The organism is Streptomyces sp. NPDC004539 (assembly GCF_040610055.1).
In the GTDB taxonomy this organism is placed as follows: Bacteria; Actinomycetota; Actinomycetes; order Streptomycetales; family Streptomycetaceae; genus Streptomyces.
This window is the reverse complement of the sequence record NZ_JBEXLS010000023.1, coordinates 1-24,441: the sequence shown is the minus strand read 5'-3', so window position 1 is coordinate 24,441 and position 24,441 is coordinate 1. Positions and strand designations below refer to the sequence as shown.

Below are 24,441 nucleotides of genomic sequence, written 5' to 3'. Positions count from 1 at the left end.
ATTGAGGTCGTTCCGCCCAGCCCTCTTGGGCTCACTCTGGGCGACGCGGATTTCGCCGGGCGTCTGGCGTTGACCGACTGCGGCCGTCCGAGGACGGTGGACGTCGAGTACGAACTGCTCCAGGGCAAGGTCTCCCGGGTGCGCAAGCAGATGACCGAGCGCGTGGTGTCGGTGCGCAACGTCAAGGGCCTGCCGATGGACATCCTGCTGCGTGCCGACAGCGAGGGGGCCGCGTTCCGGTACCGCTTCCCGGACCGCGGTGACGGCGCCACGCACACCGTGGTGGGAGAGACCACCGGCCTGACGCTCAACGTCCCGGCCGACGGCGGAGCCCAGTTCACCCTCCCCTACACGGTTCAGAAGCCCAAGTACCAGGAGTGGTACATCCCCCGCGACCACCACACGATTCCCGCGCTGGGCGACGCCACCGCCTCGCCGCGCGGCGCCTCCTTCCCGCTGCTGGCCCGCACCGCGGCACACGACGGCCAGGAGTGGTGGGTGCTGGCCAGCGAGTCCGGCATGGACGGCACGTACCCGGCCTGCCACCTCGCCCAGCCCGCCCTCAGCGCGGCCGCCGGCCAGGTGACGTACACCATCGCCTTCCCCTACGACGACGAGGCGCTCGGCACTCTCGGCCCCGGCACTCCCCAGGTCAGCGGCCACTGGCAGACGCCCTGGCGCTTCGTCGCCGTGGCCCGTACCGCCGCGCAGGTCGCCAACACCACCCTCGCCACGGACCTCGGCGTCCCCTGCGCGCTCGACGACACCTCCTGGGTCCGCCCCGACGCCGCGACCTTCAGTTGGATGATGGACCACAACAGTCCCAAGAGCCTTGAGCAGACGATTCACTGGTTCGACTTGGGCAAGGAGATGGGCTGGCCCTACGCCCTCGTCGACGCCCGCTGGGACCAGATGACCGACGCGGCCGGGAACCGTGTCCCCCTGGAACGGATCGTCGCCGAAGCCGACCGACGCGGCCTGAAACTCTTCCTCTGGCACAACTCCGGCGGCGCCAACAACACCGGCACCGGCACCCCGCGCGATCTGATGGTCGACGCCGTCACCCGCCGCGCCCACTTCAAGAAGCTGCGCGATGCCGGCGTCGCGGGCGTCAAGGTCGACATGTGGGAGGCCGACAAGCAGCAGCTCATCGCCTGGCAGCGCGAGGTGATCGAGGACGCAGGCCGCTACAAGCTGCACATCGTGCTCCACAACACCACCATCCCGCGAGGCTAGGACCGCACCTACCCGCACCTCCTCGGCGTCGAGGCGGGCATCGCCAGCGAGCACTACTCCAACACCAAGGCGCTCGCCGACCAGATCCCCGAGCAGACCACCATCGCGGCCATCAGCCGCAACATCGTCGGCGCCTTCGACTACGGCACCACCCTGCTGTCCCCCTACGCCCTGCCGCAGAGCCCGCGCCACACCACCGACGCCCACGAGCTGGCCCTCACCGTGGTCTACCAGTCCGGCTTCAACGGCTTCGCCGACAGCCCCGAGGCATACCTCGGCCAGTCCCGCGAAGTACGCGAACTGCTCGGCACCGTCCCCCTCGCCTGGGACGAGACCCGCTTCCTCGCTGCCGACCCCGCCAGCCACGTCGTCGTCGCCCGCCGCAAGGGCAGCACCTGGTACATCGCCGGCGTCAACGGCAAGACACTCACCATGCCCGTCGGCCTCGACACCTCCGCCCCCGACTACACCCCGCCCACCGGCCAGGCCCAGCAGCTGACCTTCGACCTCCGCGACCTGGACATCCACTCCCCGACCACGCTCCAACTGTTCGCCGACACCTCCACCACCGACCCGGCCCTGCGCCTGACGACCGCGCACGGCCCCCGGATCACAGTCGACACCGCCCCCTTCGGCGGATTCATCGCCGTCCTCTGACGGCCGGCCAGGGACCCGGCCCCGGGGAGGAACCGGGGTCGGCCGCCCATGACTGGAGTGGCCGGCGACTCAGGTCCAGGTCGGGAATCCTCGGCGGCCGCACCCTTGTTGAGGTACGCCCACCTGCGCCTGATCACGAGGATCGCCGCGGTCGCGATGCTGGCGGCCGCCGCCAGCTGGTACGCGGCCCTCGCCGGGCGTGGTGCGCCCGAGGAAGCGGACGAGGACGAGTTCCTCAGCCTGAGGGCGCGTCCAATGCGGCCCGCGCCTTGCGTTCGACCAGCACAGGGACGAAGTCGCGGATGCGCCGATCACTGAAGGATGCGTGCGCTGTGGCTACCGCGGCCTCGATCTCCTCAACGGGGTGCCTCGCAGAGTGGGGCCCTTGAGGCGCTCCGTGACTGCCTGATGGCGTCCGCTTCGCGTGTATCGACCGTCATACCTCAACCTGCCTGAAGGGAGCGGCCCTCAACTGCCCCCTGGGGGCCTCGCGCGCAAGGGAGGCGCTGAAACGATCATTGCACGCCACCGATGGCGTGTCGCCTGGAACAGGACACGTCTGATGCGTCTTGAGGGCGAGACTCACCAAGGTCATGAGCAGGTGAATGTCCGTGTTGGTGCGCAGGCCAATCGTCACCCATTGCGAACCCGGCACAAGCCGGATCGCAGGCGAACTGACGAGGTCGGTTTCGAGACGCCCTATGACGCCGGCGGTGAGATGCAGGTCAGCGTGCCGGTCGGAGTGGGAGTGGACGATCTCCCTCTGGGCCGAGCGCAGCGCTCGGCCCGTACCGCAGCTGGCCGGGACCTCAGCGAGATCCGGCCAGCCCGCCAGTACAGTAATCATTTCGGGCAGCTGTCACGACCTGTATTTGACATCTGTGTGGCAGGCGAGAATTTCCCCGGGCCAGGTACCGCGGACGGGATCGAAGGCATGCGTAGGGACCCTGGGGCCATTGGCCTGTCTGGGTCGGATACTCGATGATTGAGCACATGACGAATGACATATCCGTGTCCGGAACGGCCATGCGCCCTGGGCCGCCTCACCTGGTCGGCCTGACCGAGCCGGCTGACCGTCCCGGTAACGTGACCGGGAATTTCTGGGCAGGGCTGCTGGAGGCCGGCTGGGCGGCACGGCTGCGATCCAAGGACGGCCGGACTCGATTCCAGCTGCGCTACTACGGGGAGCTGTTCGAAGGGCTGATCGTCGGTGACGACTTGCCCGCGCTGCTGTATGCGGTCACCGAGTCGGGGCAGCAGATTCTGCTGTTCGACGGCGCGGTGCATGGCTATGACGCGATGTTCTGCGAGAGCTGGGACGAGGACGGACTGCGCACCCGCCGCGCCGACCAGGTGTATGTCGATGCTGATGGCGAGGACACCTTCGAGCTGGTCGTCTGGGCCGGCTACAACATCGACTGGGAGGACGAACGTCAGTCCTTCGCGGACGCCGACGATCCCGACTTCGTCACGCTCGTCGACGGTCGTCGTATTCCGTTGGAGGTCGCCCGGCATGCCGCCTTCGACGCTGTTTCGATAACCGCCACGAACGCTCGGGGCCGGGCCACCGACGTCGTGTCGGAGGAACTGGCCTGAGCGGTACCCGCAGCGGGCCCCTCCACCGCGGACAGGTCTCGGCGGCCTGGTTGGAACCCGAACCATTCCGCATTCTTGCCCCCTCGATATCCAGCCGCACCGCGGGCGGCGGTGGGCCGAGCGCGGTGGGAAGCACAAGTACCCAGACCGGAAGCCGCCAGCTGCGGGGCTCGTGCTGGACGGACGCCGCAAATCGATCCAGGCCATCGCCTCGCGACTACCGGACGGCAACGAGCAGAACCCGCAGCAGTTCGTGAACCAGTCGAACTGGATCCAGTGCCTGCACAGTGGCGGATCTGTGAGCGGGTGCCGCCCCTCACCCACCCAACGGCCTGGGCGATCGAGGACGTGTCGGTGCCCAAGGGCGGACAGCTGCCGGTCGCCGTCGTCCCGCAAGAATGCAGATCGTCGGGCAAAGGGCGAACTGTCAGGCCGCGGTCGGCGTCCACGCCGCGACCGACACCACCTCGTGTCCCCTGCAATGGCGGCTACTCCTGACCGAGGAGTGAGCGTCGGACGCCCGCCGGCGGGCCGTCGCCCGCGTCCCGCCCGAGGTCACGTACCGCGAGAAGTGGCGCCTTGCTCTGGACATGCTCGACACTCTGGCCCGCTGGGACATGACGCCGCCAGTCGGATGGCCGACGCCGCCTACGGCAGCAACGCCCACCTACAAGCCGTCAGAGAGGACGCGCGCTGGGCACGTCCCCGCTGTCACAAGGGTGCCTGCGGGCCTTCAGGGCGGCAAGACGGGCAGACAACTCGCGTTCGGCGATGACGAGGCCGCGCTCCAGTGTCTCGACGAACAACGTCCGGCTCACCGAAACCACCGTTGACGCCCGCGGACCCTCGTCACCGTGTACCCGGCAGGCGAGGTGGATCTGGTCCCCGTCGGGGAAGGCGAACGCCAGCACCCGATCGGTGCACTCGCCCCAGTCCAGGAACCGGCACCTCGCGAGCTCCGCCCCGGCCTCGGATGCCGTTCCTGTACCGGCGTCGTCGAGCATCCAGTCCTCGGCAAGGCGAAACGCCTCGAACGGCGAGCCGAAACGCACCGGCGGCGCGGTCGGCGCGTGAAAGCGATCGAGCTCGTCCTTGAGCTTCTTGACCAGCAGTGGCCCGTAGAAAGCGTTGTCCCACACGTTCACATGGAGCCCGCCGACGAAGACGTCGACGCACAACAGAGACGGATCCCGTTCGACGTGGAACTCCAAACCGAATCCGGCCCGCGACCCGAACAACATGGCACCCTCTCCAGTCCTGGCGCGACATCCGTCGCGGCTCGACCCTACTCATCCATTCGACTGTTGTGCTGGTCCAAGAGGGCCGTAGATTTGCCCTGAGCCCACGACACGGTAGAGGGCGGGACGGCTGGAGACACCTTTGCGGGACAGTTCTTCCGACGGATTCTTTACGGGGCTGGCACACGACACGCATCCGGTGGACCTGATGTGTCTCTATCTGCTGCACGGCTCGGTCGAAGGTATCCCTGGCCTGCTGATGGACCGGGAGACGCTGTCGTTCGAGTACCTGAGTAAGCATGTCGGCGCCGTGGGCCGCTGGCACCATGACGACGCGGACACGTTCTCACTTCATGTCAAGAGGAGGGTCCGCGGACGGCTGTACGGATTGGAGTTCAGAATCTATTTCATCGCCGGTGAGCCCTACGCCGACGCGGTGGTTCCGTTCGGCGCGACGGTCGACCTGCCCCGGTTCCTGCACCACTTCCGTGGGCAGTACGCCTCGGGGGGAGCCTCGGGTGACTGGGACTTCGACGTGTTCACCGACGTACGCGATCTCCGCGAGAGCGTCGTGCTGTTCGGCAACCAGCGCGAGGTCTGGTTCCAGGTCAACCGCGGCCCGGTGGTGGCCGGCCGGTCCAAGCCGACCTGGAACCGGGGCCGGCTGGTAACCGGTCGCCTGCACGGCAACCAGTTCGGGACGGATACCCAACTGCACGCGGGAGGAGTGATGTTCCCCGACCGCCTCGCCGCCGTCGCGGGCACCTCGGCCGAGGCACAGGCGTACCGACGATATGTGGCCAGGCTGCGCAATCCTCTTCCCCTGCGGGCGGGGCGGACGGTCCGTCCTGAGTTCGGCACCAGGATGCGAACGGCTCCGTGAGCTGATCGGTTCCACGGCACGCGGCCGTCCGGTCGCGTGCCGCTCGAAGCGGACGGCCTGCGTGTTGCCCCAGGTCCGTGCCGTCATAGAGGAGCGGGCTTGAGGATCCTCGGCGATCTCCCCCAGCCTTCGGCCTGGACGAGCCCCCAGCCCCCGTGGTGCCGCGAGTCCCCGAAGATCAGCGAGATGCTGCTCGACCCGCACGACCTGGCCTCCGGCAACTTCGTGCCCGCCCGGGAGTAGTTCCTGACGGGAAAACCGGATTGCGACCTGCTGTCTCACTCGTAGTAGTCGGCGTACTGGGCCGAGTACTCGTCGACGCGGAAGCCCTCGAAGTCGCCCGCCTCTTCGCACTCGAGCAGCCGCTGACGGGCCGCTTCCGCTTCAGGTGTACGAAGCAGCGAGAGATACGCCTTTGTCTCGGCTAGTCCCCGACCGCACAGCAGTTGGACATCGATCGAGCAGACGGCGTCCATGCTCGCGGTCTTCGCGCTCCAGATGAGGAGTACGTCATCGATGGCACCGGTATTGAACAACTGGACGCAGCAGAGCTTCATCAGTTCTGTGTCGCCCGTGCCCTGCGAGTGTCGCTCACGCTTCGTCTGGCCTCTCAGCAGTTCGCGCACTTCGTCGAGGTCGGTGCCGACCGGGTGGAGACCATAGCGGCGTATGCTCTCGTCCTCGTCCATCAGTGCTGCTCCGTCTCTCGGCCTCTGCCTCGTCGAGTACAGTTCGCGCCAGTCGCCGGGTGTGGTTATGTGGCGTCATGTTCAGTGTCACCGTGTCGCGGCCACTCACTGTTGCCGACGTGGTTGCCGCACTCGCGGAATTGTTCCCGCCTGGCACGCGGTTGGTGTTGCAGCCCCCCGGAGCCGATGTCCCGGACGATACCGGAGGCCTGTGGGCGGGTCTGGAGCCCACCGAGGATCCGGCGTGGCCGCTCGGTCTTGTGGTGCATGTGTACGAGTGTGACCTTGGGCCGTATCCCGACCTTCGTTTCGCGGAGCACATCGGGGAACGACTCGGCGTGAACGTCTTGTGCGGCGTCGATCCGTCCCTCGTCGATGTCGACCCCCAGGATCCGTACTACTCCCTGACACTCGTCGGCGGCCGGTGGTATCTCGCGAGCACTGCCTTCACGCGGCTCTGGGGACCGTACACCGTGTGTGACGCCGACGGATTCCGGGAGGAGCCGGGCGACGAACCGGTAAAGCTGATCCGGCCGGTCGTGGTGGACACGCGCTGAGCCCTGATCAGCGGCCTCCTCTGGGCGGGTGGACCTCACCCCTACCCCGGGCTCGCCCTACACCGGTCCGCCTGGCGCCGTCGTCACCCGCACCAAGCCGTCCGAGGCTTCCGAGCCCGCCAACCGCTGCGCCAATGCCTCCGCACAGGCGACAAGGTGATCCCGCATGCGTCAACGGCACTTCGCTCTCAGACGATCAGCAGCCCTGGTGTGCCCATGCCCGTGGGCCTCTCCCCGGCGCCCCTCCGGTTGAGTTCGGTCATGAGCCTGCTCTCCTGGTCGCGGTCGACGTCGTTGACCACCTCCCAGGGAACCGGCTCGTACGGGTCCAGCCGCCTCAGGTAGTGGCCGTGGTCCAGGCCGTGGGCGGTGAGTGCCTCGCGCAGTCGCTCGGCGGAGATCCGGGCCGGATCGACGCCCGCGTCGTGCAGTGACTCCAGGACGTGTCCGATCCTGCGGTCACCGCGCAGGCAGACGCTTTCGAGGAGGAGCCGGCTGGCCTGGTCCCATGCGATGCGGTAATTGCGCTCGTAGGCCTCCTTGCCGACGAGTTCGCGCAGGCGCTCGCGGATCTCCTCGACATGGCCCTCCATGAGCGCGGGGTCGGCCATGGGAAGCCGTTGGCTGACGGTTCCGGGCTCGGGCATGAACTGCTGGAGTTTGAGGATGACCGTGCCGTTCGCACGGTTGAAGCGCCGGAAGACGTCGACCGCGTAATCGGCGACGGCACGGCGGTCGGCGGCCGTCTCTCCGGGGGCGCCCACGATGAAGTACAGCATGATGTGGGCGAAGTGCTCGTTCTCCCGGAGCAGGTCGATTGACCGGTGGACCCGCTGCGGTGCCATCGTCTTGTTGAAGATGCGTACGAGGTCGGGAGCGGCGAACTCGGGGGCGAGGGTGACGATCCCGCGTGGGCCGCCCAGCTTCAGCTCGGTGAAGAAGTGGCCGGTGTCGCCGAGTTGGGAGACCGCGTCCAGATAGCGGGCGGACAGTTCGTCGGCGCGGATCGAGCCGATGATGGTCGTCGCCCTGCCGTCCATGCGGTGGGAGTGCTCGCGCAGCCGGTCCTGTGGGCGCTCACGGAATTGACCCGGGGTCGGCTCACGTAATTGATCCGGCCCCGAGCCCTGCCCCTGATCACACCGGCCCGTACTGTCTTCCTCGTCCGGCCTTCGCCACCCTGCCCACCTCAACGGCATTCCTCCGAGCAGACCTCTCCGGGATGGTGAGGCTTGGGGCGCGTATCGGGTCGTGATCAATGAGCGGATTCTCCCTCGTGCTGATCTTCGATCCGGTAGCTCGTCTTGCGTGACGCGTACGCAGCTGACCGATGTGAAGTGGGAGTTCATCGAGCCGTACCTGCCGGTCGGCGAGTATGGACCGTACCCCGAGCGGCTGCGCCAGCAGTTCGAGGGCGTGATCTGGCGATTCAGGACCGGCGAGCAGTGGCTGGAGATGCCGCAGGATTCGGTGCCCGTGCGGGCCCCACGATGCCGCCGGGATGCGCACGGGCCAGGCCGGGGCCGTCCTCCGGCGTTTGCCCCTGCATGACGAAGAGATTCCCCAGCAGAACGTTCTGCGGTGCGTGCGCTGGCAGCCGAGGTTCCCACGGTCTCACTGTGCGAGGAGTGGGGGCACGGTGTTTCTATCGCCCGGTCGGGATCTCCTCGCTCAGTTGGCTCAGCGCGCCCATCGCTCGGTCCAGTAGCACAGACAGCGGGGTCGCGCCTCCGCCGGCCGTCCAGGCGTCGGCGGCGGCGTCCAGGCAGGCGATCGCTGACGCTACGAGTGCGCGGGCGCGGGGATCGTCAGCGGATTCCGAGTTGCCGCCGAGCCGACTGGAGATCTCGGGCACCAGGATGCTCTGCCAGCCCTGGGTTTTCTCCCACTGGCGGGTCATCAGGGCGCAGGCGTCGCTGAGCAGCCGCATCAAGCTCAGGGACTGCTCTGACTCGTCGGCCTGGGGCCGGGCGACGACGTCGAAGGCGTGACGCAGCGAATCCCAGGGCCGCTCGCCCGCGGGGCGGGCCGCGAGAGCCGCTGCGACCTCGTGGCCGAGCTCTCCGAACTTCTCGAGGACTACCTCCTCCTTGGTGCCGAAGTACCGGAAGAAGGTGGTGCGCGACAGGCCCGCCTCGGCGGCGATCTGCTCGACGGTCGTGTTGTCGAAGCCCTGCTCGGCGAAGAGCCGGAACGCGATCTCGCTGACTTCGGCGCGCATCGCGGCTCGTGTCCGCTCGCGCAGCGAGGGCTGCGCGCTGCCGCGTGGGGATGACGTCCTGGATGTCTCGGCCATGCCGGAAGTGTACACAGAACCGAAGTGGTACTCAGTACCGCAATGGGTTACAGTTCCTCCTGCTAACTTCGCCCCACCTTCTGGAGTACCTCCTATGAGCAAGATCTGGTTCATCACCGGCTCCTCCCGCGGCCTGGGCCGCCAGTTCGCCAAGGCGGCGCTCTCGCGCGGCGACAAGGTCGCGGCAACGGCCCGCAACGCCGACTCCCTGGCCGACCTGGTCGCCGCGCACGGCGACGCGGTCCTGCCGCTGACCCTGGACGTAACGGACAAGACCGCCGTGACCGCGGCCGTACAGCAGGCCCACGAGCACTTCGGGCGTCTGGACGCGGTCGTCAACAACGCTGGCTACAGCGTGTTCGGCATGGTGGAGGAGCTCTCCGAGCGCGACATCCGCGCGCAGTTCGAGACGAACCTGTTCGGCTCCCTGTGGGTGACCCAGGCGGCACTGCCGTACCTGCGTGCCCAGGGCAGCGGCCACCTCGTCATGGTGTCGAGCATGCTCGCCCACACGACCTTCCCCACGATGGGCGCCTACACCGCCTCGAAGACGGCGGTGGAGGGCTTCGCCGACGCCTTGGCCCAGGAGGTCGCCGGCTTCGGTATCAAGGTCACCGTCGTCGAGCCCGGCCCGTTCAGCACAGATCTCGGCAAGTCCGCCGTCTCGGCCGAGCCGTTGGCCGCCTACGACGGTGTGCGGGAGGCGGTCATGGCCGGGTTCACCGCCATGCCGCTGCCCGCTCCGCACGGCGTCGGCCCGGCGCTGCTGAAGCTCGTCGACGCCGACAACCCTCCGCTGCGGGTCTTCTTTGGCACCCTCCCCCACCAACTCGTCCCGCAGGTCTACGCCGAGCGTCTCAAGACCTGGGAGGAGTGGGCAGAGCTTTCTGCCGCTGCTGAGGCTCACCAGAGCTGAAGATTTCGACGGGGTCCGGGAGCGTGCAGATCTTCATGCTCCCGGACCGCTGAACCTGGACCAGACCGACCCACCGCGAGGGGCGAACTCCGGGGCACCCCTCAATCCGGGTGTGGTGATCGGGTCTACTTCGGGTCCTTGGGGCGCTTGTTCGGCCTGTAGGAGGGGCCGTTCATGAAGACCTGATGGCTCGTGTTGATCAGTCTGTCCAGGAGTGACTCGGCGACGACCGGGTTCGGGAACAGCGGATACCAGTCCTGCGGTGCGCGGTTGGCGGTGATCGCGATCGAGCGGCCCTCGGCGACGCGCTGGGAGATCAGCTCGTAGAGGTCGTCGGCCTGCGTTGCGGTGAGCTCGCGCATCGCGAAGTCGTCGAGGATCAGCAGGTCGGGCTTGATGTGCGCGGCGAGGCGTTTGTCGAAGGTGTGGTCGGCGTGGCCGCCGGCCAGGTCGGCCAGGATGCGGCTGGTCTTGTGGAAGCGGACCTCGGCTCCTGCGCGGATCGCGAGGTGTCCCATGGCCTGGGCGACGTGTGTCTTCCCGACGCCGACGGCCCCGTAGACAATGATCGATTCTCCGGCTTGCAGCCAGCGCAGTGCCGCGAGGTCGCGGATCTGTGCGGCCGGGAGTTTGGGGCTGGCGGAGAAGTCGAAGCCTTCGAGGGTGGTCTCGGCCTCGAAGCGGGCTCGGCGCAGGCGGCGGGCCATGGCGACCTGTTCCCGGCGGGTGATCTCGTCGTCGCAGAGGATCTGCAGGAACTCCAGGTAGCCCAGGTTGCCGCCTTGGGCCTGGGCGAGGCGGGCATCGAGGGTTTCCAGCATCCCGGACAGTTTCAGGGCCCGGAGGCTGTCGGCCAGCGCGGGGCGCAGGATCGTCATCGTGTGGTCTCAGCCTTCTGGGGGTGTCCGGCGGGGTGGGTGAGCAAGCCGTGGAGGGTGTCGGCGTGCAGGCCGGCGGTGGTGAACAGCACGTCGACGGCGCCGTCGAAACCGAAGTGCGCGTCCAGGGCGTTGGCGACGGACACGTCGTCCATGTCCAGCACCGTCTCGAGGGTCCGCAGCAGTTGGGCCAGCGCGATAGCGTCCTTGCGGGGCAGCGCGACCGTGTCGGTGCCGGTCACGAGGCGGTGCCCGGCTCGCCGCCGTGGGCATCGGCATGACGAGCGGCGGGGGGCGTGCTCGTCGTGCCGGTCGTCGTCGCGGTGTTCGCGGGGAACGGGATGACGTCGGCGAACAGTTGCTCGGGGCCGTGCAGGAACGCCGGGGCGCCGGCGTCGCCGGTGGGCCGGTCGTGCCCGGTGTCCTCCCAGCCCCGCGGCCAGGATGTTGCGGATGGTGCGATACGACGGGTCGCCGGCTGCGGCGGCCTTGCGGCAGGCCGCTTCCAGCCGGGCGTCGGTGTGCTTGTCGGCCAGATTCAAGATCGCCTGGGCTGAACGCAGCCGGTGCAGGGCCGGGCCATCCAGTAGTTCGGCGATGATCGCGGTGGTCGCGGGCCCGGTCTCCTCGGCTTGCCGACGGCACCAGGTGGGGGTCTTGGCATGGAAGGCGATCTTCTCCGGCGGGTAGTCCGCGATGTCCGTGGCCCGGCCCTTGTCCTGACGGACATGGGTCTTCACCAGCTCGCCCTGGTGGAAGATCTGCACCATCGTCGCCGTGGCTCGGATGTCGACGTGGCTCCCGATCAGCTTCCACGGAACGCTGTAGAGTACCTTGCCGCACTTCACGTGCACGTCCGGGGCGACCTTGGCCCGTGACCACTCCGCCAGGATGAACGGTGCGGCCGGCAGCGGGGTCAGCGTTCCGGCCTCGGCCTGGTCGAACACCTCAGCCGGAGTACGGCCGTCCAGACCGCGGTGCTTGCGCCGGCCCGCGACCTCACGGCACCAGTGCAACGCCGACGCCTGCATCTCGACCAAAGACGTAAACTCCCGGCCTTTCCACCATGAATCACGTATATAAGGCATTTGGCGCTCGACCCGGGGCTTGTCCTTGGGTTTCAGAGCACGCGCCGGATCCACCAACGTGCCATAGTGCGCCGCCAGTTCGGCATAGGAACGGTTCAGCTTCGGGTCATAGAGGTCGGGCTTGTCCACCCCGGTCTTCAGATTGTCCGGCACCAGACGCGCCGGAGCGCCGCCGAAGAACGCGAACGCCTCGACGTGACTGGCCGTCCACGAAGCCTGGTCCATGCTGACCACGGGGCGGACGAACATGTGCCGGGAGTGCGACAGCACCATCACGAACGCCCAGACCCGCTGCGAGCGTCCAGTGCGCGGATCGGTCCAGGAACCCAACAGCCCGTAGTCGATCTGCGCCTCCAGCCCCGGCTCCGGATCCGCCCGCAGCACCGTGACCTTCGCCCTCACCGCGTCCTCGGCCAAGTTCGCCGCGATGTACCGCTTGAGAGAGGCCACCGAACCGGGCACCCCGCGCTCATCGCGCAGCCGCTGATGGATCGTCGCCTTGGTCACCCCGGCCCGCAACTGCTCGGCGATGTACTCGCGGTGCTTGTCGAACTCCGGCCAGGTCACCTGCCGCAACCGGGTATCCGTCAGATGCGGGAACCACTCCTTGACCAGCACCGCCCACTCCGCCTCGGACACCGGCGGCCCGCCGGGCACGAACCCGGCCGCGATCGCCGGCTCCACGTACCGGCGGATCGTCCCGCGGGCCACCCCCAGCGAACCCGCGACATCGTGCTGAGACCGCCCGGCATACCAGTGCACCAGGATCTCGGTTATATCGATCACGTAGAACGTCCTCCTCGCCATCCGCCCCCCGGCTACCAGGGCCAACGGGAAAGGATCTTGAACGAGAAAGAGAAACGATCTTCACAACTACACCCGAACGCTCGCCATAACCTCGACGAACACCACGAGCGCGCTACTGGGTCACGACGAGCAGCAAGCGGGTCAATTACGTGAGCGGATCACACCTCGACGGGCTAATTACGTGAGCGGATCACACCTCGACGGGCTAATTACGTGAGCGCCGACAGTCCAGCAGGGCGTAACGCTTGCCGTACTGCGTGAAGGTCGCCGAGCTGATGACGACCTGGGCGATGTCGTGTTTCTCCAGCTCTGCCAGGTAGGCGTCCAGGAGCTCGAAGGGGGCCTGGCGGAAGGGCGGTACGCCCAGGGTGCAGAAGTGGCAGGCCCAGCGGCAGCCGAGGGTCGGGACGACCACGCCCCGCTTGCCGTTGGAGATGGGCGCCACGAAGTGCGCGGCGTGCAGTTCGTCGAGGCCCAGGAACTGCGGCCGTACCTTCGCCGGTACCCGCGGAGTGCGGGGGCGGACTGCGGTGACACCGCCGCCGGGTCGCAGCTCGCAGTCGTACATCGCCGGTACGTAGAGCCCCGGGACGCGCGACAGTTCCTCCAGCACGGATTCCTTGGCGAGTTCGGGATCCATGGCGGCATGCGCGCCCCTGGCCCGGTGCACGACGCGGATCAGCTCGACCATGGACGCCTCGCCCTCGCCCAGGGCGACGACGTCCACGTAGTCGGCGAGGATCTCGGGGTTGGCGAAGCCGCCGTTGCCGCCGACGACCAGCGGGTGCCGTCCGAACACCCGGTCCGCGCTGCGCCGCGGAATGCCCGCGAGATCCAGCAGCCGGAAGAACGACGGCAGGTCACCGGAGTTGGCGATGCTCACCCCGACGATGTCGGCCGTCGCTACCGGTGACGCCGACTCGATCGTGCGGTAGACCTCGCCCTCCGGCGGCGCGAGCCGGTTGCCGCTCGCCCGCAGGCAGCTGTAGCGGATGGCGCGTTCCGCGACGGCGGGGATGTCCGAGCCACGGTTGACGAGGTCGTACAGCGCCAGGGGGCCCATGCACATCAGGGACATCTCGCGCATGTACGGCAGCAGGAAAACGACCCTGAGGGAGTCCGGGACCTTGCCCGTCAAACGGTAGGGGCCGCAGAGCGGGATCTCGGACTTCATGATGTCCTCGATCTCGCGGAGAAGTCGCGACATATGTGTCTCCGTTGCCTTCCGCTCCGCCTCAGCCGCAGCCCTCGGGGGCGGGGTCGGGGACCGGGTCCACGGGCGGGGGGGGTCGACCACGGGGCCACCGGGGTCGCCCGGGTCCACGGGCGGAGGCTGTTCGACCGGAGGCGAGTCGATCGGCGGGTCGACCACCGGCGGGGTGTCGACGGTGGGCAGCGGCTGGGGGTCCGGTGCCGGTGGACCGACGAGGCCCAGATTGCCGAGGGCGTAACCGACGGCCTGGTTCACCGTCGGCGTCAGGGCGTTGGAGATGAGTGTCTGGCCGAGGTCGTTGGGGTGGTACGAGCCCTGGAGGTTGAGGAAGTCCAGGCCGTTGAGCCCCTCTTGCTGGGTGAAGAGCTCGTGGCCCGCCAGGGCATTGGTCACGTCGCCGTAGAGGAAGTTGCGGGGCCGGTGCTCTGCGCCAGCGTTTCGATGGCCTGCTGGTTGAGGCTGCTGATCGTCTCGCCGAACTGGTTGGCGAGCTGGGCCTCGCGGCTGCTGATCAGCAGCTCGCTCACCGGGGACGGCGAACCGCTGGGCACCTGGTCCGGCATGACCTTGGGGTAGCCGAGGGCGATCACGGTGCCGTCGGGGCTCATCCGGTTGGCGATGTCCTGGTAGACCGCGAGCTGCGCGTTGAGGTAACTCCCGTCCTGCAGCGGGGTCATGAAGTTCCCGAAGTCCGCCTCGGTCGTCGCCTCCTTGGAGGTGAGCATGGTCTTCGCGAAGTCACCGAAGTGCGCGTCGTTGCCGCCGATGCCGACGATGACGATGTCGGCGCCGTTCACCGCGTCGATCTGCGGGGAGTGCTCGAACTCCGTGCCCGGCCGGGTCACGTTGCACAGGAAGTCTCGGGTCGCGCCGGAGACTGGGACGAAGGTGATCTCGAAGGTGATGTTGGGGTTCAGCTGCTGGACCCGGGAGAGGGCCTGAAGGGTGGGAGCCGACGCCGACTCATGAGCCGGGTCGATGACATTCACGAGATCGCCGTCCGGACCGGTCACGGTGACGGTGCGGTACGTCCCGCCGAGGCTCCTTCACCACTGGTGTAGAAGTCACCGATGACAGTGATCTTGATGGTGCCGGTCCCGTTGTTCCCGTCGGCGTGGACCGTGCCGGCCAGTGCGCCGAGCAGGGCCACCGCGCTGACTGCCTGGCCGCCCACGGCCGCCGCCCGCCGGACGGCGGCGGCACGTCTCGACGGTCGGGCATGTCGCCCCTGACGCTTGCTCACGGAGTTCTCCTGGGACGTCGGTCCGACGCCAACAGCCCGTACGGCGGGGCTCTCCGGGGGCAGGAGCCCACAGCCGTACGGGCGATATCGATCATGCGTTCTGATCGACCCGCCAGCATTGGGGAATCCCCTACATGCGTCCGTAGCACCTGTTCCAGTGCTGCGGTTCCCCGTTCTGTGCCGCGCGGGGCTCGACGGCCCGGCCGACCCGCTTCGGCCCCTGACCACCGGCACGGTGTCGGTAGAACTACGCGACCCTCCACCGAATCGAGGAGCGATCCGCCTTCCCAAGGCGGTCCGGGACTGCCGAATCCCTACCATTCCGACCATGCCCGAACACGTGATCACAGCTGTTGGAGGGGGAAGCGATGGTGACGGGCGCATTCGACATCTGGCCGCCCCAGGCGTTTCCGCTGCGACCAGATCGGGTCGAGGCGGCGTATCGCGCGCTACGGGAAACCCTGGCCGAGGAGACCGGTAGCGTCGAAGCGGATGGCCTGGACGGCTGTCCGGGGCCCGTCCCGGAGGATCTGACCGACGCCGATGGCTTTGACGCATGGCTGCTCGCGGGCTGTCTGCCGCTTGAGTGGGTGGTGCTCCGGCTGATGCCGGAGGTGCTTCCCGGCGGAGAACGGCGGCTACTGTCCGGCCGGGTGGCGGTGCCCGAAGGGCAGGTCCGTGTCGTGGACGGTGATGTCACGGTCGATGGCGACCTCGTACTGGAGGACGGCGCGCGGGTCATGATGCTGGGCGACCTCACCGTCACCGGGTCCTTCGTCGCGCCGACCGACACGTACTCCGTGGTGGCCGCCAGGCGTATCGAGTGCCGCGCCGGGGTGACCGGCGGGTCGGTCATGGCTCTGGAGTCCGTACACCGCCCCGGCAGATTCTGCCTCCGTTCTGATCACTATGACTCGATCGCGCCCCCGTACACCGGCGGCGTGCTCGTCGACCACCTGTGGCCGGCGCAGTTCGACCGTGTCGAGGTCGCCACACGGGTCACCGGAGGCATCGAGGAGATCGACTACGACGCCGCGTTGGAGGCGCTCGCGGTACCCGACCCCTGGGAAGACGACGAAGAATGGGACGACATCGACGTCGGCGGCCTCTACGCGGCGCGCCTCCTGGCCGCCGCCGCTCCCCTTGGCCGGCGACCCCTCGCGTGAGCGACGACTATTCCGGCCCGGCCCCCTGTGCAAGTGGGCGAGCGGCAAGCTCGCGGGTTCATCGGACACCGCTGAATGCGAAACCGATCCTCAACCAATCAAAGAGTCAGGCCGATATGTCCAGTCCACTGACCGTTCTTCGCGCGCTCGGCAACCATTCCTTCGCCGAGATCGGCGTACCCTCGGCCGTGGCCGTCAGCGAGGAGCAAGGACTCGTCGGTGTGGGCGGCAATCTGGGGTACCCGCAGTGGTCCGGCTGCGGGATCGACGTAAATCGATGGTGGCCGTACCCCGTGGGGATCTATGGCACGGACGATCTGCGGTGCCGGTGGCTCGTGGAGTCGAGTTGGCCTGTGCACTGCCTTGCCTTTCACCCGACGCTGCCGGTCGTCGCCATCGGGACCGGGTCGTACGACGGGGGTTGCCTCTTCGAGGGCGAGCTGTTGCTGCTGGATCTGAGGTCCGGGCGGTCTACCTCGGTGATACGTGGCGCGCGTGAAGTGCTGCACGTGGCGTGGCAGACCCAGCACGCGTTGCGGGTTGTCGTGGCTCCACCCGATGACTCCGACTCCGAAGCCGGCGAGGCGCATACGCACGGGTTCGAAGCGGTCATCGAGCGGTCCGACTGGAGCGACGTCGCTCAAGGGTCCGTCCAGCAGGAGGAACTGAGCGGGCGGTGGATCGAGTTCGAGGAGCTCACGAAGGACGAGGCGACCCGCCAGGGCGTCGAGTCGCTTGCCGTGTTGGCTCGTGAGCCGCGGTGGGAGCCGCGCCGACAGGTGTGGGACGTCCACGGATTGCGGGACGGACGGGTGCTGGCCTGCCTGGACGGCGTAATGGCGGAGACATGGCTGCCTGACGGACGTCTGGAGTGGCGTGTTCAGGACCGGGAGGGCGGGCGGCAGCTCGTGGTCAGGGCCGGCGAGCTCGACGCCTGGGTCAACGTGGAGCGGAGGCGTGTGCGCTGGGAGGGCGGTGAAGCGGTGGTCGAGCCACCGCTCGTCGCCCGCGTATCCCTCGCGGACGGGAAGGTGCTCGGCTCCCTCGCCGCAGGTTTTTCCGCCGCGCTCACCGCGCGTGACGACGGCTGGCTCGTGCTCCGCTCCACGGGCGGGGACCGGCGCGCCTCTGAACCGGCCGCCTTGGTCAGCCCTGCGGGAGTTACCCCCGAGGCGCGCGTGTCACTGGGCGGATTCGACCGCTTCAATCACCCCTTTCCGATCCGTCACAGTCGGCAACTGCTCGTACTCCAGGGCGAGAAGCAGGAGCCGGGGCGGAACAAGTGGGTGGTCGCCGTCGACCCGGCGGGCCCGGACACCGAACCCGTGGTACGACGACTGTTCTCCCTCGACTGGGACACCGAGCAGGCCCGGCACCTCTTCGGCGGGCCAGGTATCGAGGTCGGCACCGGGGAAGGGCGGGACTTGGTGCACGCGGGGTCTGTACACAGCGGTGCGGGCCTGCTCCCCGGCAACGCCTTCGTCGTACGCCGGAGTCTCGAGGACGGAGCCGCGCGTTGGGTGTTCACCGCCGACTTCCCGGCCACCGCCCTGGACGGGAACGAGGACACGGTCTACGTCGCCTTCACCTCCGGTGAGCTGGTGGCACTGCGCGCCTCGGACGGGACGGTGCGGTGGCGGCAACGCCTGGATGTCGGCGGCTGGCCCGTGGTGCCGCTCTCGCTCACGCTCGTCTGCCCTGGGCGACTGCTGATCGGCACGGTGGACGGGCGGATCCTCGACTGTTCCGTGACCGGCTCGGCGGATCGATAGGAGGCATCCGCGGTGCGGCAAGCAACCCGGCAGATCATTCTCATCGATATTGATCATGCAGCAGTCGACAGGTGACTCCCGACGTCGCTTCGAAACGACATCCCTGGAGAATGACACAGCCACACCGAGAGAGCCGGCTGCGCACACGCTCGCACTCCCCGCACGCACGACGCCTCACAGGTAGTCGAAGAAACGGTCCCACCAGGTCGGTGGATGCTTGCGTGGGTGGCGGGCCGCAAGGTTGCCGACGCCGTCGTAGCGTTTGTGGAGCAGGTGCTCGGAGACAGCGACGTAGCGGAGTGCTTCGAGTTCGTCGTCGATACGGCGACGGTCGGTGCTCTCGAGAAGAAGGAGTTCTTCGTCCTCGTCGTAGCTACCGGGATTCCCGAGCGTCATGGCGACGAGGTTGCCGAAGTGGCTGACGGTGATGGTAATGCGGTCGCCGCTGGCTGTCGCGGCGGCGGGGATGACGATCGTCCCGTGGTGGCTGGCGTCCTGGACCCCTCGATCGACGCTGCAGATGCAGTGGAACTGATGTTCCAGCCTGGCTGCGAGCTTGTCGAACCGGGCTCGCGCTTCAGCGTGGTCGTAGTTCCGGGGGACCTCTGTGTGATCGGGATCGTCGAGGTCCTTCAGCAGAGCCAAGATGTGGCGGTCATCGAGCGGCATGGTCACCGCCTCCCTTGTGCCCAGACATGGTGTTCGCAGGCGGCGCGGCGCACCGACCGAGGTCAGCGGTGGGACAACATGGCGACATCACTACCGAAACCAACCTGGATCCGGCCCTCCGAGGTGACACACGCCGCGTCGACCTGTCCGGGAGAGTGAGTTCGTCGGTCACGGCCGCCGTCTCGCCGGCGAGATCCCACACCGGCAGCGACTCGTCGTATCGGCCACCATCCCGAAGATCACCAGACATGCGGGCACTGTAACCGCGCCCACTCACATCACCTGTCGTGCGGCAACCTCCCCTGCCGGATTTCCGTAGCGAGTTACATGGTTTCACCTACTGTCTGCGCTGCGGGGAAACCGGGTCACAAGGAGCCGTCGCAAACAGCACTTGTCAGTCATCCCAATTCACGTGCCTCCAAACGCGGTCGCCGGCGCAAGGCGCCTCGGGGGCCGCACGGAGGCGGACGAGGCGACGACGGACTCGAAATCCGTCCGCCCGTCCGTCCCTGGCCGGAGTGACCGGCCACGGCGCCAGGTCGTCGACAGGTACGCCTCGGCCACCCGGCGGCACGGCGCGCTCCGGGTGCTGGTACGTACGGTGATTACGTGGTTCTCCGGATGCGCCGATGGGTTCCGGTGGGTTTGAGTCCTCGTGCGCCGGAGAGATTCGCCCGGACGACTGTCAGTGGCTGCACCTAGCGTTCCGCTCATCGTCACTCCGAGTGCCCGATCCCGGCAGCGCTGTGACGATCTTGAGTTCTCTTGAGCGGAAGGCGGGGCCGGTGGGCTGGCTGACGGCGGGTGACGGGTATGAAGTCGCCCTGGTGGAAGGCCGGGTGGCCGTCAGGGCCACGGCCCGGCCGGGCGGCGGGACGGCAGTTGAAGACGCTGCCGAAGACGCTCACGAATCCGCCATGCGAGCCGATCACCGGATCGCCGACATCACTCCGCGTCCTCGTACCGTCCGAACCGGCTGCCGACCTGTGCCGCAATGCCTGGCAGCGCATCCGGGAGGACGACGCCCCGCACTCCCCTACCGTGGGCCCGGCCGTCCCAGAACCGAGGGATCCGTGAATGCGGGGTCGCGAGGTGTCTCCGTCCGGAAGTCCTGGCCGGAGTCCCAGTCCCAGGACTCCTCCTCCTCGGCCAGCCGCTCGACCAGCTCGAAGAAGCGGTTCTCCACCGGACGCAGACCGGCCACCGCGTCAGTCAGGTCCATGGCGTCGACGAACCGCGCGCCGTGTCTGCCGACGGACAGCACCGCCAGCCACCCGTCGGCGTCGGCGGGCCAGAGGTTGGCGCCGGTCTCAGCCCAGAACAGTACGGTGTCCTCGGCGGACCCGGACTTGAACTCCCCGGCCGCGGCGAACATCAGCATGGCCGTATGGACGCTCCACTCCTGGTATCCAAGATGGAGGAGATAAGCCTCCAGCGCCCCGTCTCGATACAGCAGGACATCGGCGGCTCCGCCACCTTCGCAAGAATCCTCGACCCGCTCCGAGAAAAACTCCCGAGGTGTCATCGCCGTGCCGACGGAATCCCATTCCGTGTCTGCGCGACGGCCGTTCCACAACCACCCGTCAAACATGTCGGCTGGGTTCACGATCACGCTCAGGTCCGCTACAGGAGCGCTCAGCCACGCCTCGAAACCGTCTCGCGACATGGGAATGCGGGCGGCCACCATGAAACTGTCCGACATAAGTCCCCCACCTCTTCTTCTCGCCATCGGATACGCAATGAATATCACATACTCACCCGTCGCCGAATTCAACCTCCTGAAGGATCTTCAGGACCGGATCGGCTATGAGAATTTCGCCGACGGATTCGGTCTGACGGATTACGGCGACCTCTCCGGTCTGGTGGCGGGATGGTCGGACGACCCTGCGTTCACCGGGCGGCTGATTCCCTTCGCTCAGGCCACCTGCGGAGGTTCCTTCTATGCGCTCTGGAAGATCGACGACCGGACCGACCTCGCCGCCCTGCCCGTGGTCGTCTTCGGCGACGAGGGCGGGCAGCACGTCGTGGCCCGGCACGTGCACGAGCTGTTCCAACTGCTCGGCTTCGACGCGGAGATCAGCGTCGACTGGGAGAGGGCCTACTTCTATCGCGACGAGGACAGGCCGCACAGCTGCGGCCACGACGAGTATGTGGCCTGGCTGAACCAGCACTTTGGCCTGCCCGTGGCCAAGGACCCCGACGCCGTCCTCGCGTCGGCACAGGCGGAGCTGGGACAGCGGTTCGCGGACTGGGCCCGCCCCTTCCTGCCCTGACCCTGATCACACAGCCCCATGAGCGCCCATCACGAACGAACGAAAGGTGAGTCCCATGCACGGAGTGCCGCTGACGGAGCGGGTCATCGAGGTGGTGCGACGCGATCCGCGGGCCAGCGCGCTGCCGCATCTGCTGCCGCATGTGAACGTGCCCTGGGTGGAGGGTGGTGAGGCCAGGCCGATGGCCGAGGAGGTGCTCGCGGCGGCCGTGTTCCCGTCCGGGCGCCCGCTGCCGCCGAGTCTGCGCGCCTGGCTGGCGTACGACACCAGTCTGCTGGAGCGCCACGAGTGGTTCACCCCGGACGGAGGGTTCGCACCCCGGCCACTGGACCAGGTGGTCTCGGACGAGATGGGAGACTTCTGGGGAACGGAGTTCTCGTGGCTGTCCGGGCACTTCCCCGAGTGCTTCCTGCTGCCCGGCGGCTCGGACTCCCGGCGCATCCTGGCCGTCACCGAGCCCGACGAGGAAGGCGAGTACCCGGTGTTCGCCCTCGACCTGGACGACATGCCGTACCTGGGGCTCATGTACCCGGGTTTCGACGTCTACCTGGCCGACACGGCCGGCCTCCTGGAGTTGGGCAAGCGGCGCACCTACACGGACCTGATCGATCACGGCACCTACGGGCCCCGCATGCGCCACCATGCCGTGCGGTGCTTCGCGGGCGAGGCCTGTGTGGAGTACCCGTTCGAGTTCGCGCCCGTGTACGAGCAGCTGTACCCGGGGCAGGGGGAGGTCATCGGACGGGGTGGAGCCTCGTGCTGACGCTGTCCGCATGGCGGGAGCGCTTCGACCGTCTGTAGGACACCTCCGCCGTGGCCCGGCGCACCGGAGGCCAGGTCGCCGGCTTCCACGCGCACGACCACGGCTGGTACCACCACACCGGCGACCTCGTCCTCCCCAAGGACACCGACCCGGACATCGCATTGGTTGTCGACGGCGATCTGGTGGTGCACGGCTTCCTGGACGACCACGCGTCCGGCCTCGGCATGCTGGTCGTCCTCGGTGACCTGGTCGTACGGGACCTGATGTCGTACGGAGCGCTCTACGTCGGAGGCGACCTGCGCGCACAAGGCGTGGTCCACGCCCACTACAACGACTTCACCTTCGAGGTCGCGGGCGCGGTGCACGCGCGGGCCCTGGTCCTCGACGACAAGTTCGGCGACTACCGCAGAGGCGCCCTGGGCGTAGAGATCGACGTATACGGCCCTACGCCCGGCCAGCACCGGGCCGCCCACGAGATCTTCGTCCCCGAGGTGTACGAGGAAGAGGACTGGGACGCGGACGAGGAACCACCGGAGTCACGTCGGCCGAGCCCTGACCGGGTCCGCGCCCGGCTGCACGCCGGCCGGCCCCTGTTCAAGGCCGAGGCAGAGCGCAGTGGCTGAACAGTACGTATCGGCATTCGCCGTCGAGGAGGCCCGCTTCCGGGCCATGATCGGCTCCCACGACGAAACCCTCGTCCGTACGGCCGTCGCCGCGATCCGCCCCCTGCGGGAGGCGGGCAAGCTGCTGCGCGCCACGGACACCGGCGAGGTAGAGCGGGCACTGCGGGAGATCGTCTCGGGGCGCTCCACCCCGTCCCGCGCGGAGGGCTACACCTGGCTGTTGGAACTCCTCGCCCCGACCCTCGGGAACCCCGTCGGCGAGGTGGTCCTGCCGGGAAGGGGTTGGCAGGACCTGGAAGGAGCGTTCCGTTCCTGGGGGTTGACCACTCTCGCCCAACTCCGGGGACGCTGCTGGACCTTCCCCTGGACCGACGGCACACAGGCACCCGAGCCCTGGCCCTGGCCCTTCCTCATGCTCGCGCCCCTCCAGGACCTCCAGCGAATCCGCGACGAACTCATCGCTTTCGACACCGACCGTATCCATGACGACTACGACCTCCTGCCGGGCGGCGACGACGATGTGGAGGAAGTGGTGCCCTTGCTCGACGAGTCGTTCCCGGCGTGGGTCGACGCGGCCCTCGCCCAAGGCCGCGACTTGCTCCTGATCCGTGACGGCGGGAGATGAACATGCCGAAGGGAAGCCTGACCCCATGTCCATACGGCTGAAGCTCACCAAGATCGAACCGGCACTGCTCATGGCAGTGCGGGAGGGGTCCGTACTCTCTGCGTTCCGCACCGGGGCGGACTCCTACGGATGCGACCACCGCATCCTCAGCACCATCGCCGAAGGCCGCGCCGAAGCCGAGGAGGGCACCACGGACTGGACGAAGGTCTACCCATGGCTCGCCAGATCGACCGGCCACGGCTGCGCCGCCGTCGAGGAGAAGGAGTACGAGTCCGGCTACGGACCCGCCTTCGTCCTCACCCCCGACGAAGTCCGTCAGGTCGCCGAGGGCCTGATGGCCGAGGGCTGGGCCACCACCGGTACCACGGCGGCCGACTGGACCGGGGAGAGCGAGGACCATGGGCTGGAGGACCTGGGACCGTTCTTCGCGGCCGCCGCAGCCGAGGGAAAGGCGGTGATCGGCGGGGTCGGCTGAGCCCATACGACGCCCTGTTGCCGGACCTACAGCTGCCACCACCACGCTTCGAGGTCCGGGGCGTCGGCGAACTCCACGGGGCATGCGTAGGGAGACTGCCGCGCGACGGACAGGGCGTCGGTGCGGCGGACGACGGCGCGCAGGTCCCGCACGGCGGGCATCTCGGCGAGTTCGTCGATGTCGTAGGGGCAGCCGGCGGGGCCGTGTGAGGAGGGGCTGGCAGTCGAACGCTCACCACAGGCCGGCGAGTTCGCGCTCCTGTTCCTTCTCCGCGGCGCCGGCGACCTCGCGGGCCACCTCGATCAGGGCAGTGCGGCGGAGCGGGGGCGTCGGGACCGCGATTTCCGTAGCTACGGGAGTCGCGCCTATGCGTCAGATGACCGCCGTCGCCAGAACCAGTGGTATTTCCCGGCAGGAGCATTCAGCGAGATGCTCGCGCCAGCGACCGTTTCCGGATTCCGCTGCAGTTGAGGGATGTTTCGACAGGCCGCCGCACTGCAGGGCGCGCAGTCGGTGCGCAATTTCCGCCCGAGCGGGGACGGAGGAGACACCTCGTACATGTACTTAGGAATGCATCAGCATCCGAGATGTCCCCTCCAGGGCGACACTGGATCATGTTCAACGATCAAAATGTCCAGATGTGCCGCACGAGCGGCGGACGGAAACGACGATACCCAAGTCTCAGAGCGTGTCTGAGATCGGGTTACGGGGTGATTTTTCGTAGTGGTCGGGGTCCTTGGCGGGTGGCGGGTCGGTCTCGGGTGAGTCGGCGGATTAT

At 67.9% G+C, this 24,441-nt stretch carries 27 protein-coding genes and 3 pseudogenes; 16 read left to right on the top strand and 14 right to left on the bottom strand.

Going from position 1 to position 24,441, the window contains the following annotated elements; all coding sequences use genetic code 11:
• Positions 1 to 1,542: pseudogene (locus tag ABZX85_RS36380) on the top strand (glycoside hydrolase family 97 catalytic domain-containing protein); the annotation flags it as partial.
• Positions 1,537 to 1,893 carry a glycoside hydrolase family 97 C-terminal domain-containing protein gene (locus tag ABZX85_RS36375; protein ID WP_355878961.1) on the top strand — a complete coding sequence of 119 codons (357 nt, stop codon included), beginning with the start codon at positions 1,537 to 1,539 and terminating at the stop codon, positions 1,891 to 1,893. The pseudogene ABZX85_RS36380 and the gene ABZX85_RS36375, both read left to right, overlap by 6 nt.
• 235 nt (positions 1,894 to 2,128) lie before the next feature.
• On the opposite strand, the gene ABZX85_RS36370 is transcribed toward ABZX85_RS36375, so the two are convergent.
• Positions 2,129 to 2,323 (bottom strand): three-helix bundle dimerization domain-containing protein, encoded by a 195-nt coding sequence (locus ABZX85_RS36370; RefSeq protein ID WP_355878958.1) that lies wholly within the window; start codon positions 2,321 to 2,323, stop codon positions 2,129 to 2,131.
• A gap of 6 nt (positions 2,324 to 2,329) precedes the next feature.
• Complete coding sequence (locus tag ABZX85_RS36365; RefSeq protein WP_355878621.1) at positions 2,330 to 2,740, bottom strand: luciferase family protein; 411 nt, start codon at positions 2,738 to 2,740, stop codon at positions 2,330 to 2,332.
• A 146-nt stretch (positions 2,741 to 2,886) separates the two neighbouring features.
• Between ABZX85_RS36365 and ABZX85_RS36360 the strand changes: the two genes are divergently transcribed.
• Together ABZX85_RS36360 and ABZX85_RS36355 are read left to right on the top strand one after the other, a co-directional pair.
• Positions 2,887 to 3,489: a hypothetical protein gene (locus tag ABZX85_RS36360; protein ID WP_355878618.1), complete on the top strand. Its 603-nt coding sequence runs from the start codon at positions 2,887 to 2,889 to the stop codon at positions 3,487 to 3,489.
• Between the two features lie 166 nt (positions 3,490 to 3,655).
• Positions 3,656 to 4,153 (top strand): annotated as a pseudogene (locus tag ABZX85_RS36355) (transposase); the annotation flags it as partial.
• Between the two features lie 13 nt (positions 4,154 to 4,166).
• On the opposite strand, the gene ABZX85_RS36350 reads toward ABZX85_RS36355, so the two are convergent.
• On the bottom strand, positions 4,167 to 4,730 hold the full coding sequence (locus tag ABZX85_RS36350; RefSeq protein WP_355878615.1) for a hypothetical protein: 564 nt from the start codon (positions 4,728 to 4,730) through the stop codon (positions 4,167 to 4,169).
• 139 nt (positions 4,731 to 4,869) lie between these two features.
• Here ABZX85_RS36350 and ABZX85_RS36345 point away from each other — a divergent pair, with 139 nt between their 5' ends.
• Both ABZX85_RS36345 and ABZX85_RS36340 read left to right on the top strand, forming a co-directional pair.
• A complete protein-coding gene (locus tag ABZX85_RS36345) occupies positions 4,870 to 5,610 on the top strand; it encodes a hypothetical protein (RefSeq protein WP_355878612.1) in 741 nt (246 codons plus the stop codon).
• Between the two features lie 99 nt (positions 5,611 to 5,709).
• Positions 5,710 to 5,853, top strand: coding sequence for a hypothetical protein (locus tag ABZX85_RS36340; RefSeq protein ID WP_355878609.1), 144 nt, complete (start codon positions 5,710 to 5,712; stop codon positions 5,851 to 5,853).
• Positions 5,854 to 5,888: 35 nt separating this feature from the next.
• Here the strand turns inward: ABZX85_RS36340 and ABZX85_RS36335 are convergent, their stop codons facing one another.
• A complete protein-coding gene (locus tag ABZX85_RS36335; protein WP_355878606.1) occupies positions 5,889 to 6,299 on the bottom strand; it encodes a hypothetical protein in 411 nt (136 codons plus the stop codon).
• 77 nt (positions 6,300 to 6,376) lie between these two features.
• Here ABZX85_RS36335 and ABZX85_RS36330 point away from each other — a divergent pair, with 77 nt between their 5' ends.
• The gene (locus ABZX85_RS36330; RefSeq protein ID WP_355878603.1) at positions 6,377 to 6,856 is read left to right on the top strand and encodes a hypothetical protein; all 480 of its coding nucleotides are present in this window, start codon (positions 6,377 to 6,379) and stop codon (positions 6,854 to 6,856) included.
• Between the two features lie 188 nt (positions 6,857 to 7,044).
• Here ABZX85_RS36330 and ABZX85_RS36325 read toward each other — a convergent pair whose 3' ends face one another.
• Positions 7,045 to 7,896, bottom strand: coding sequence for a hypothetical protein (locus tag ABZX85_RS36325; protein ID WP_355878600.1), 852 nt, complete (start codon positions 7,894 to 7,896; stop codon positions 7,045 to 7,047).
• A gap of 268 nt (positions 7,897 to 8,164) precedes the next feature.
• Here ABZX85_RS36325 and ABZX85_RS36320 point away from each other — a divergent pair.
• A pseudogene (locus ABZX85_RS36320) lies at positions 8,165 to 8,323 on the top strand (transposase); the annotation flags it as partial.
• A gap of 178 nt (positions 8,324 to 8,501) precedes the next feature.
• On the opposite strand, the gene ABZX85_RS36315 reads toward ABZX85_RS36320, so the two are convergent.
• Positions 8,502 to 9,152, bottom strand: coding sequence for a TetR family transcriptional regulator (locus ABZX85_RS36315; RefSeq protein ID WP_355878597.1), 651 nt, complete (start codon positions 9,150 to 9,152; stop codon positions 8,502 to 8,504).
• A 94-nt stretch (positions 9,153 to 9,246) separates the two neighbouring features.
• Here ABZX85_RS36315 and ABZX85_RS36310 point away from each other — a divergent pair, with 94 nt between their 5' ends.
• Positions 9,247 to 10,068, top strand: coding sequence for an SDR family NAD(P)-dependent oxidoreductase (locus ABZX85_RS36310; RefSeq protein WP_355878594.1), 822 nt, complete (start codon positions 9,247 to 9,249; stop codon positions 10,066 to 10,068).
• Between the two features lie 125 nt (positions 10,069 to 10,193).
• On the opposite strand, the gene istB is transcribed toward ABZX85_RS36310, so the two are convergent.
• The 5 genes from istB to ABZX85_RS36285 all read right to left on the bottom strand — a co-directional run bounded on the left by istB (position 10,194) and on the right by ABZX85_RS36285 (position 15,297).
• Positions 10,194 to 10,946 (bottom strand): IS21-like element helper ATPase IstB, encoded by a 753-nt coding sequence (gene istB / locus ABZX85_RS36305; RefSeq protein ID WP_355878591.1) that lies wholly within the window; start codon positions 10,944 to 10,946, stop codon positions 10,194 to 10,196.
• Positions 10,943 to 12,820, bottom strand: coding sequence for an IS21 family transposase (gene istA / locus ABZX85_RS36300; protein ID WP_355878588.1), 1,878 nt, complete (start codon positions 12,818 to 12,820; stop codon positions 10,943 to 10,945). Before istA ends, istB begins: the two co-directional genes overlap by 4 nt.
• A 226-nt stretch (positions 12,821 to 13,046) precedes the next feature.
• Complete coding sequence (locus ABZX85_RS36295; protein WP_355878585.1) at positions 13,047 to 14,447, bottom strand: hypothetical protein; 1,401 nt, start codon at positions 14,445 to 14,447, stop codon at positions 13,047 to 13,049.
• Positions 14,444 to 15,067, bottom strand: coding sequence for a hypothetical protein (locus ABZX85_RS36290; RefSeq protein WP_355878582.1), 624 nt, complete (start codon positions 15,065 to 15,067; stop codon positions 14,444 to 14,446). Before ABZX85_RS36290 ends, ABZX85_RS36295 begins: the two co-directional genes overlap by 4 nt.
• Positions 15,064 to 15,297 carry a hypothetical protein gene (locus ABZX85_RS36285; RefSeq protein WP_355878579.1) on the bottom strand — a complete coding sequence of 78 codons (234 nt, stop codon included), beginning with the start codon at positions 15,295 to 15,297 and terminating at the stop codon, positions 15,064 to 15,066. The genes ABZX85_RS36290 and ABZX85_RS36285 overlap by 4 nt, the downstream gene beginning before the upstream one ends.
• A gap of 368 nt (positions 15,298 to 15,665) precedes the next feature.
• Here ABZX85_RS36285 and ABZX85_RS36280 point away from each other — a divergent pair, with 368 nt between their 5' ends.
• Positions 15,666 to 16,463 (top strand): hypothetical protein, encoded by a 798-nt coding sequence (locus ABZX85_RS36280; RefSeq protein WP_355878576.1) that lies wholly within the window; start codon positions 15,666 to 15,668, stop codon positions 16,461 to 16,463.
• Between the two features lie 116 nt (positions 16,464 to 16,579).
• A complete protein-coding gene (locus ABZX85_RS36275; protein WP_355878573.1) occupies positions 16,580 to 18,235 on the top strand; it encodes a hypothetical protein in 1,656 nt (551 codons plus the stop codon).
• Between the two features lie 174 nt (positions 18,236 to 18,409).
• On the opposite strand, the gene ABZX85_RS36270 is transcribed toward ABZX85_RS36275, so the two are convergent.
• The gene (locus ABZX85_RS36270; RefSeq protein WP_355878571.1) at positions 18,410 to 18,904 is read right to left on the bottom strand and encodes a hypothetical protein; all 495 of its coding nucleotides are present in this window, start codon (positions 18,902 to 18,904) and stop codon (positions 18,410 to 18,412) included.
• Between the two features lie 1,036 nt (positions 18,905 to 19,940).
• On the bottom strand, positions 19,941 to 20,606 hold the full coding sequence (locus ABZX85_RS36265) for a hypothetical protein (RefSeq protein WP_355878568.1): 666 nt from the start codon (positions 20,604 to 20,606) through the stop codon (positions 19,941 to 19,943).
• A gap of 37 nt (positions 20,607 to 20,643) precedes the next feature.
• Here ABZX85_RS36265 and ABZX85_RS36260 point away from each other — a divergent pair, with 37 nt between their 5' ends.
• From ABZX85_RS36260 to ABZX85_RS36240, 5 genes are read left to right on the top strand one after another with little or no spacing between them, the layout of a single operon-like run.
• The gene (locus ABZX85_RS36260) at positions 20,644 to 21,177 is read left to right on the top strand and encodes a hypothetical protein (RefSeq protein WP_355878565.1); all 534 of its coding nucleotides are present in this window, start codon (positions 20,644 to 20,646) and stop codon (positions 21,175 to 21,177) included.
• Positions 21,178 to 21,232: 55 nt separating this feature from the next.
• Complete coding sequence (locus tag ABZX85_RS36255) at positions 21,233 to 21,940, top strand: hypothetical protein (protein WP_355878562.1); 708 nt, start codon at positions 21,233 to 21,235, stop codon at positions 21,938 to 21,940.
• Between the two features lie 50 nt (positions 21,941 to 21,990).
• Positions 21,991 to 22,563, top strand: a complete 573-nt coding sequence (locus tag ABZX85_RS36250; RefSeq protein WP_355878559.1) for a hypothetical protein — start codon at positions 21,991 to 21,993, stop codon at positions 22,561 to 22,563.
• Entirely contained in the window at positions 22,556 to 23,188 is a 633-nt protein-coding gene (locus tag ABZX85_RS36245; RefSeq protein ID WP_355878556.1) for a hypothetical protein, read from the top strand. The genes ABZX85_RS36250 and ABZX85_RS36245 overlap by 8 nt, the downstream gene beginning before the upstream one ends.
• Positions 23,189 to 23,213: 25 nt before the next feature.
• Complete coding sequence (locus ABZX85_RS36240) at positions 23,214 to 23,663, top strand: hypothetical protein (RefSeq protein WP_355878553.1); 450 nt, start codon at positions 23,214 to 23,216, stop codon at positions 23,661 to 23,663.
• Positions 23,664 to 23,689: 26 nt separating this feature from the next.
• Here ABZX85_RS36240 and ABZX85_RS36235 read toward each other — a convergent pair whose 3' ends face one another.
• Complete coding sequence (locus ABZX85_RS36235) at positions 23,690 to 23,824, bottom strand: hypothetical protein (protein WP_355878550.1); 135 nt, start codon at positions 23,822 to 23,824, stop codon at positions 23,690 to 23,692.
• Positions 23,825 to 24,441 lie beyond the last annotated feature (617 nt).

Coding starts and splice junctions, on each gene's coding strand:
- ABZX85_RS36365 (WP_355878621.1), bottom strand. CDS start 2,740: ATGATTACTGTACTGGCGGGCTGGCCGGATCTCGCTGAGGTCCCGGCC.
- ABZX85_RS36360 (WP_355878618.1), top strand. CDS start 2,887: ATGACGAATGACATATCCGTGTCCGGAACGGCCATGCGCCCTGGGCCG.
- ABZX85_RS36350 (WP_355878615.1), bottom strand. CDS start 4,730: ATGTTGTTCGGGTCGCGGGCCGGATTCGGTTTGGAGTTCCACGTCGAA.
- ABZX85_RS36335 (WP_355878606.1), bottom strand. CDS start 6,299: ATGGACGAGGACGAGAGCATACGCCGCTATGGTCTCCACCCGGTCGGC.
- ABZX85_RS36330 (WP_355878603.1), top strand. CDS start 6,377: ATGTTCAGTGTCACCGTGTCGCGGCCACTCACTGTTGCCGACGTGGTT.
- ABZX85_RS36325 (WP_355878600.1), bottom strand. CDS start 7,896: ATGGACGGCAGGGCGACGACCATCATCGGCTCGATCCGCGCCGACGAA.
- ABZX85_RS36315 (WP_355878597.1), bottom strand. CDS start 9,152: ATGGCCGAGACATCCAGGACGTCATCCCCACGCGGCAGCGCGCAGCCC.
- ABZX85_RS36310 (WP_355878594.1), top strand. CDS start 9,247: ATGAGCAAGATCTGGTTCATCACCGGCTCCTCCCGCGGCCTGGGCCGC.
- istB (WP_355878591.1), bottom strand. CDS start 10,946: ATGACGATCCTGCGCCCCGCGCTGGCCGACAGCCTCCGGGCCCTGAAA.
- ABZX85_RS36280 (WP_355878576.1), top strand. CDS start 15,666: ATGGTGACGGGCGCATTCGACATCTGGCCGCCCCAGGCGTTTCCGCTG.
- ABZX85_RS36275 (WP_355878573.1), top strand. CDS start 16,580: ATGTCCAGTCCACTGACCGTTCTTCGCGCGCTCGGCAACCATTCCTTC.
- ABZX85_RS36270 (WP_355878571.1), bottom strand. CDS start 18,904: ATGCCGCTCGATGACCGCCACATCTTGGCTCTGCTGAAGGACCTCGAC.
- ABZX85_RS36265 (WP_355878568.1), bottom strand. CDS start 20,606: ATGTCGGACAGTTTCATGGTGGCCGCCCGCATTCCCATGTCGCGAGAC.
- ABZX85_RS36260 (WP_355878565.1), top strand. CDS start 20,644: ATGAATATCACATACTCACCCGTCGCCGAATTCAACCTCCTGAAGGAT.
- ABZX85_RS36255 (WP_355878562.1), top strand. CDS start 21,233: ATGCACGGAGTGCCGCTGACGGAGCGGGTCATCGAGGTGGTGCGACGC.
- ABZX85_RS36240 (WP_355878553.1), top strand. CDS start 23,214: ATGTCCATACGGCTGAAGCTCACCAAGATCGAACCGGCACTGCTCATG.
- ABZX85_RS36235 (WP_355878550.1), bottom strand. CDS start 23,824: ATGCCCGCCGTGCGGGACCTGCGCGCCGTCGTCCGCCGCACCGACGCC.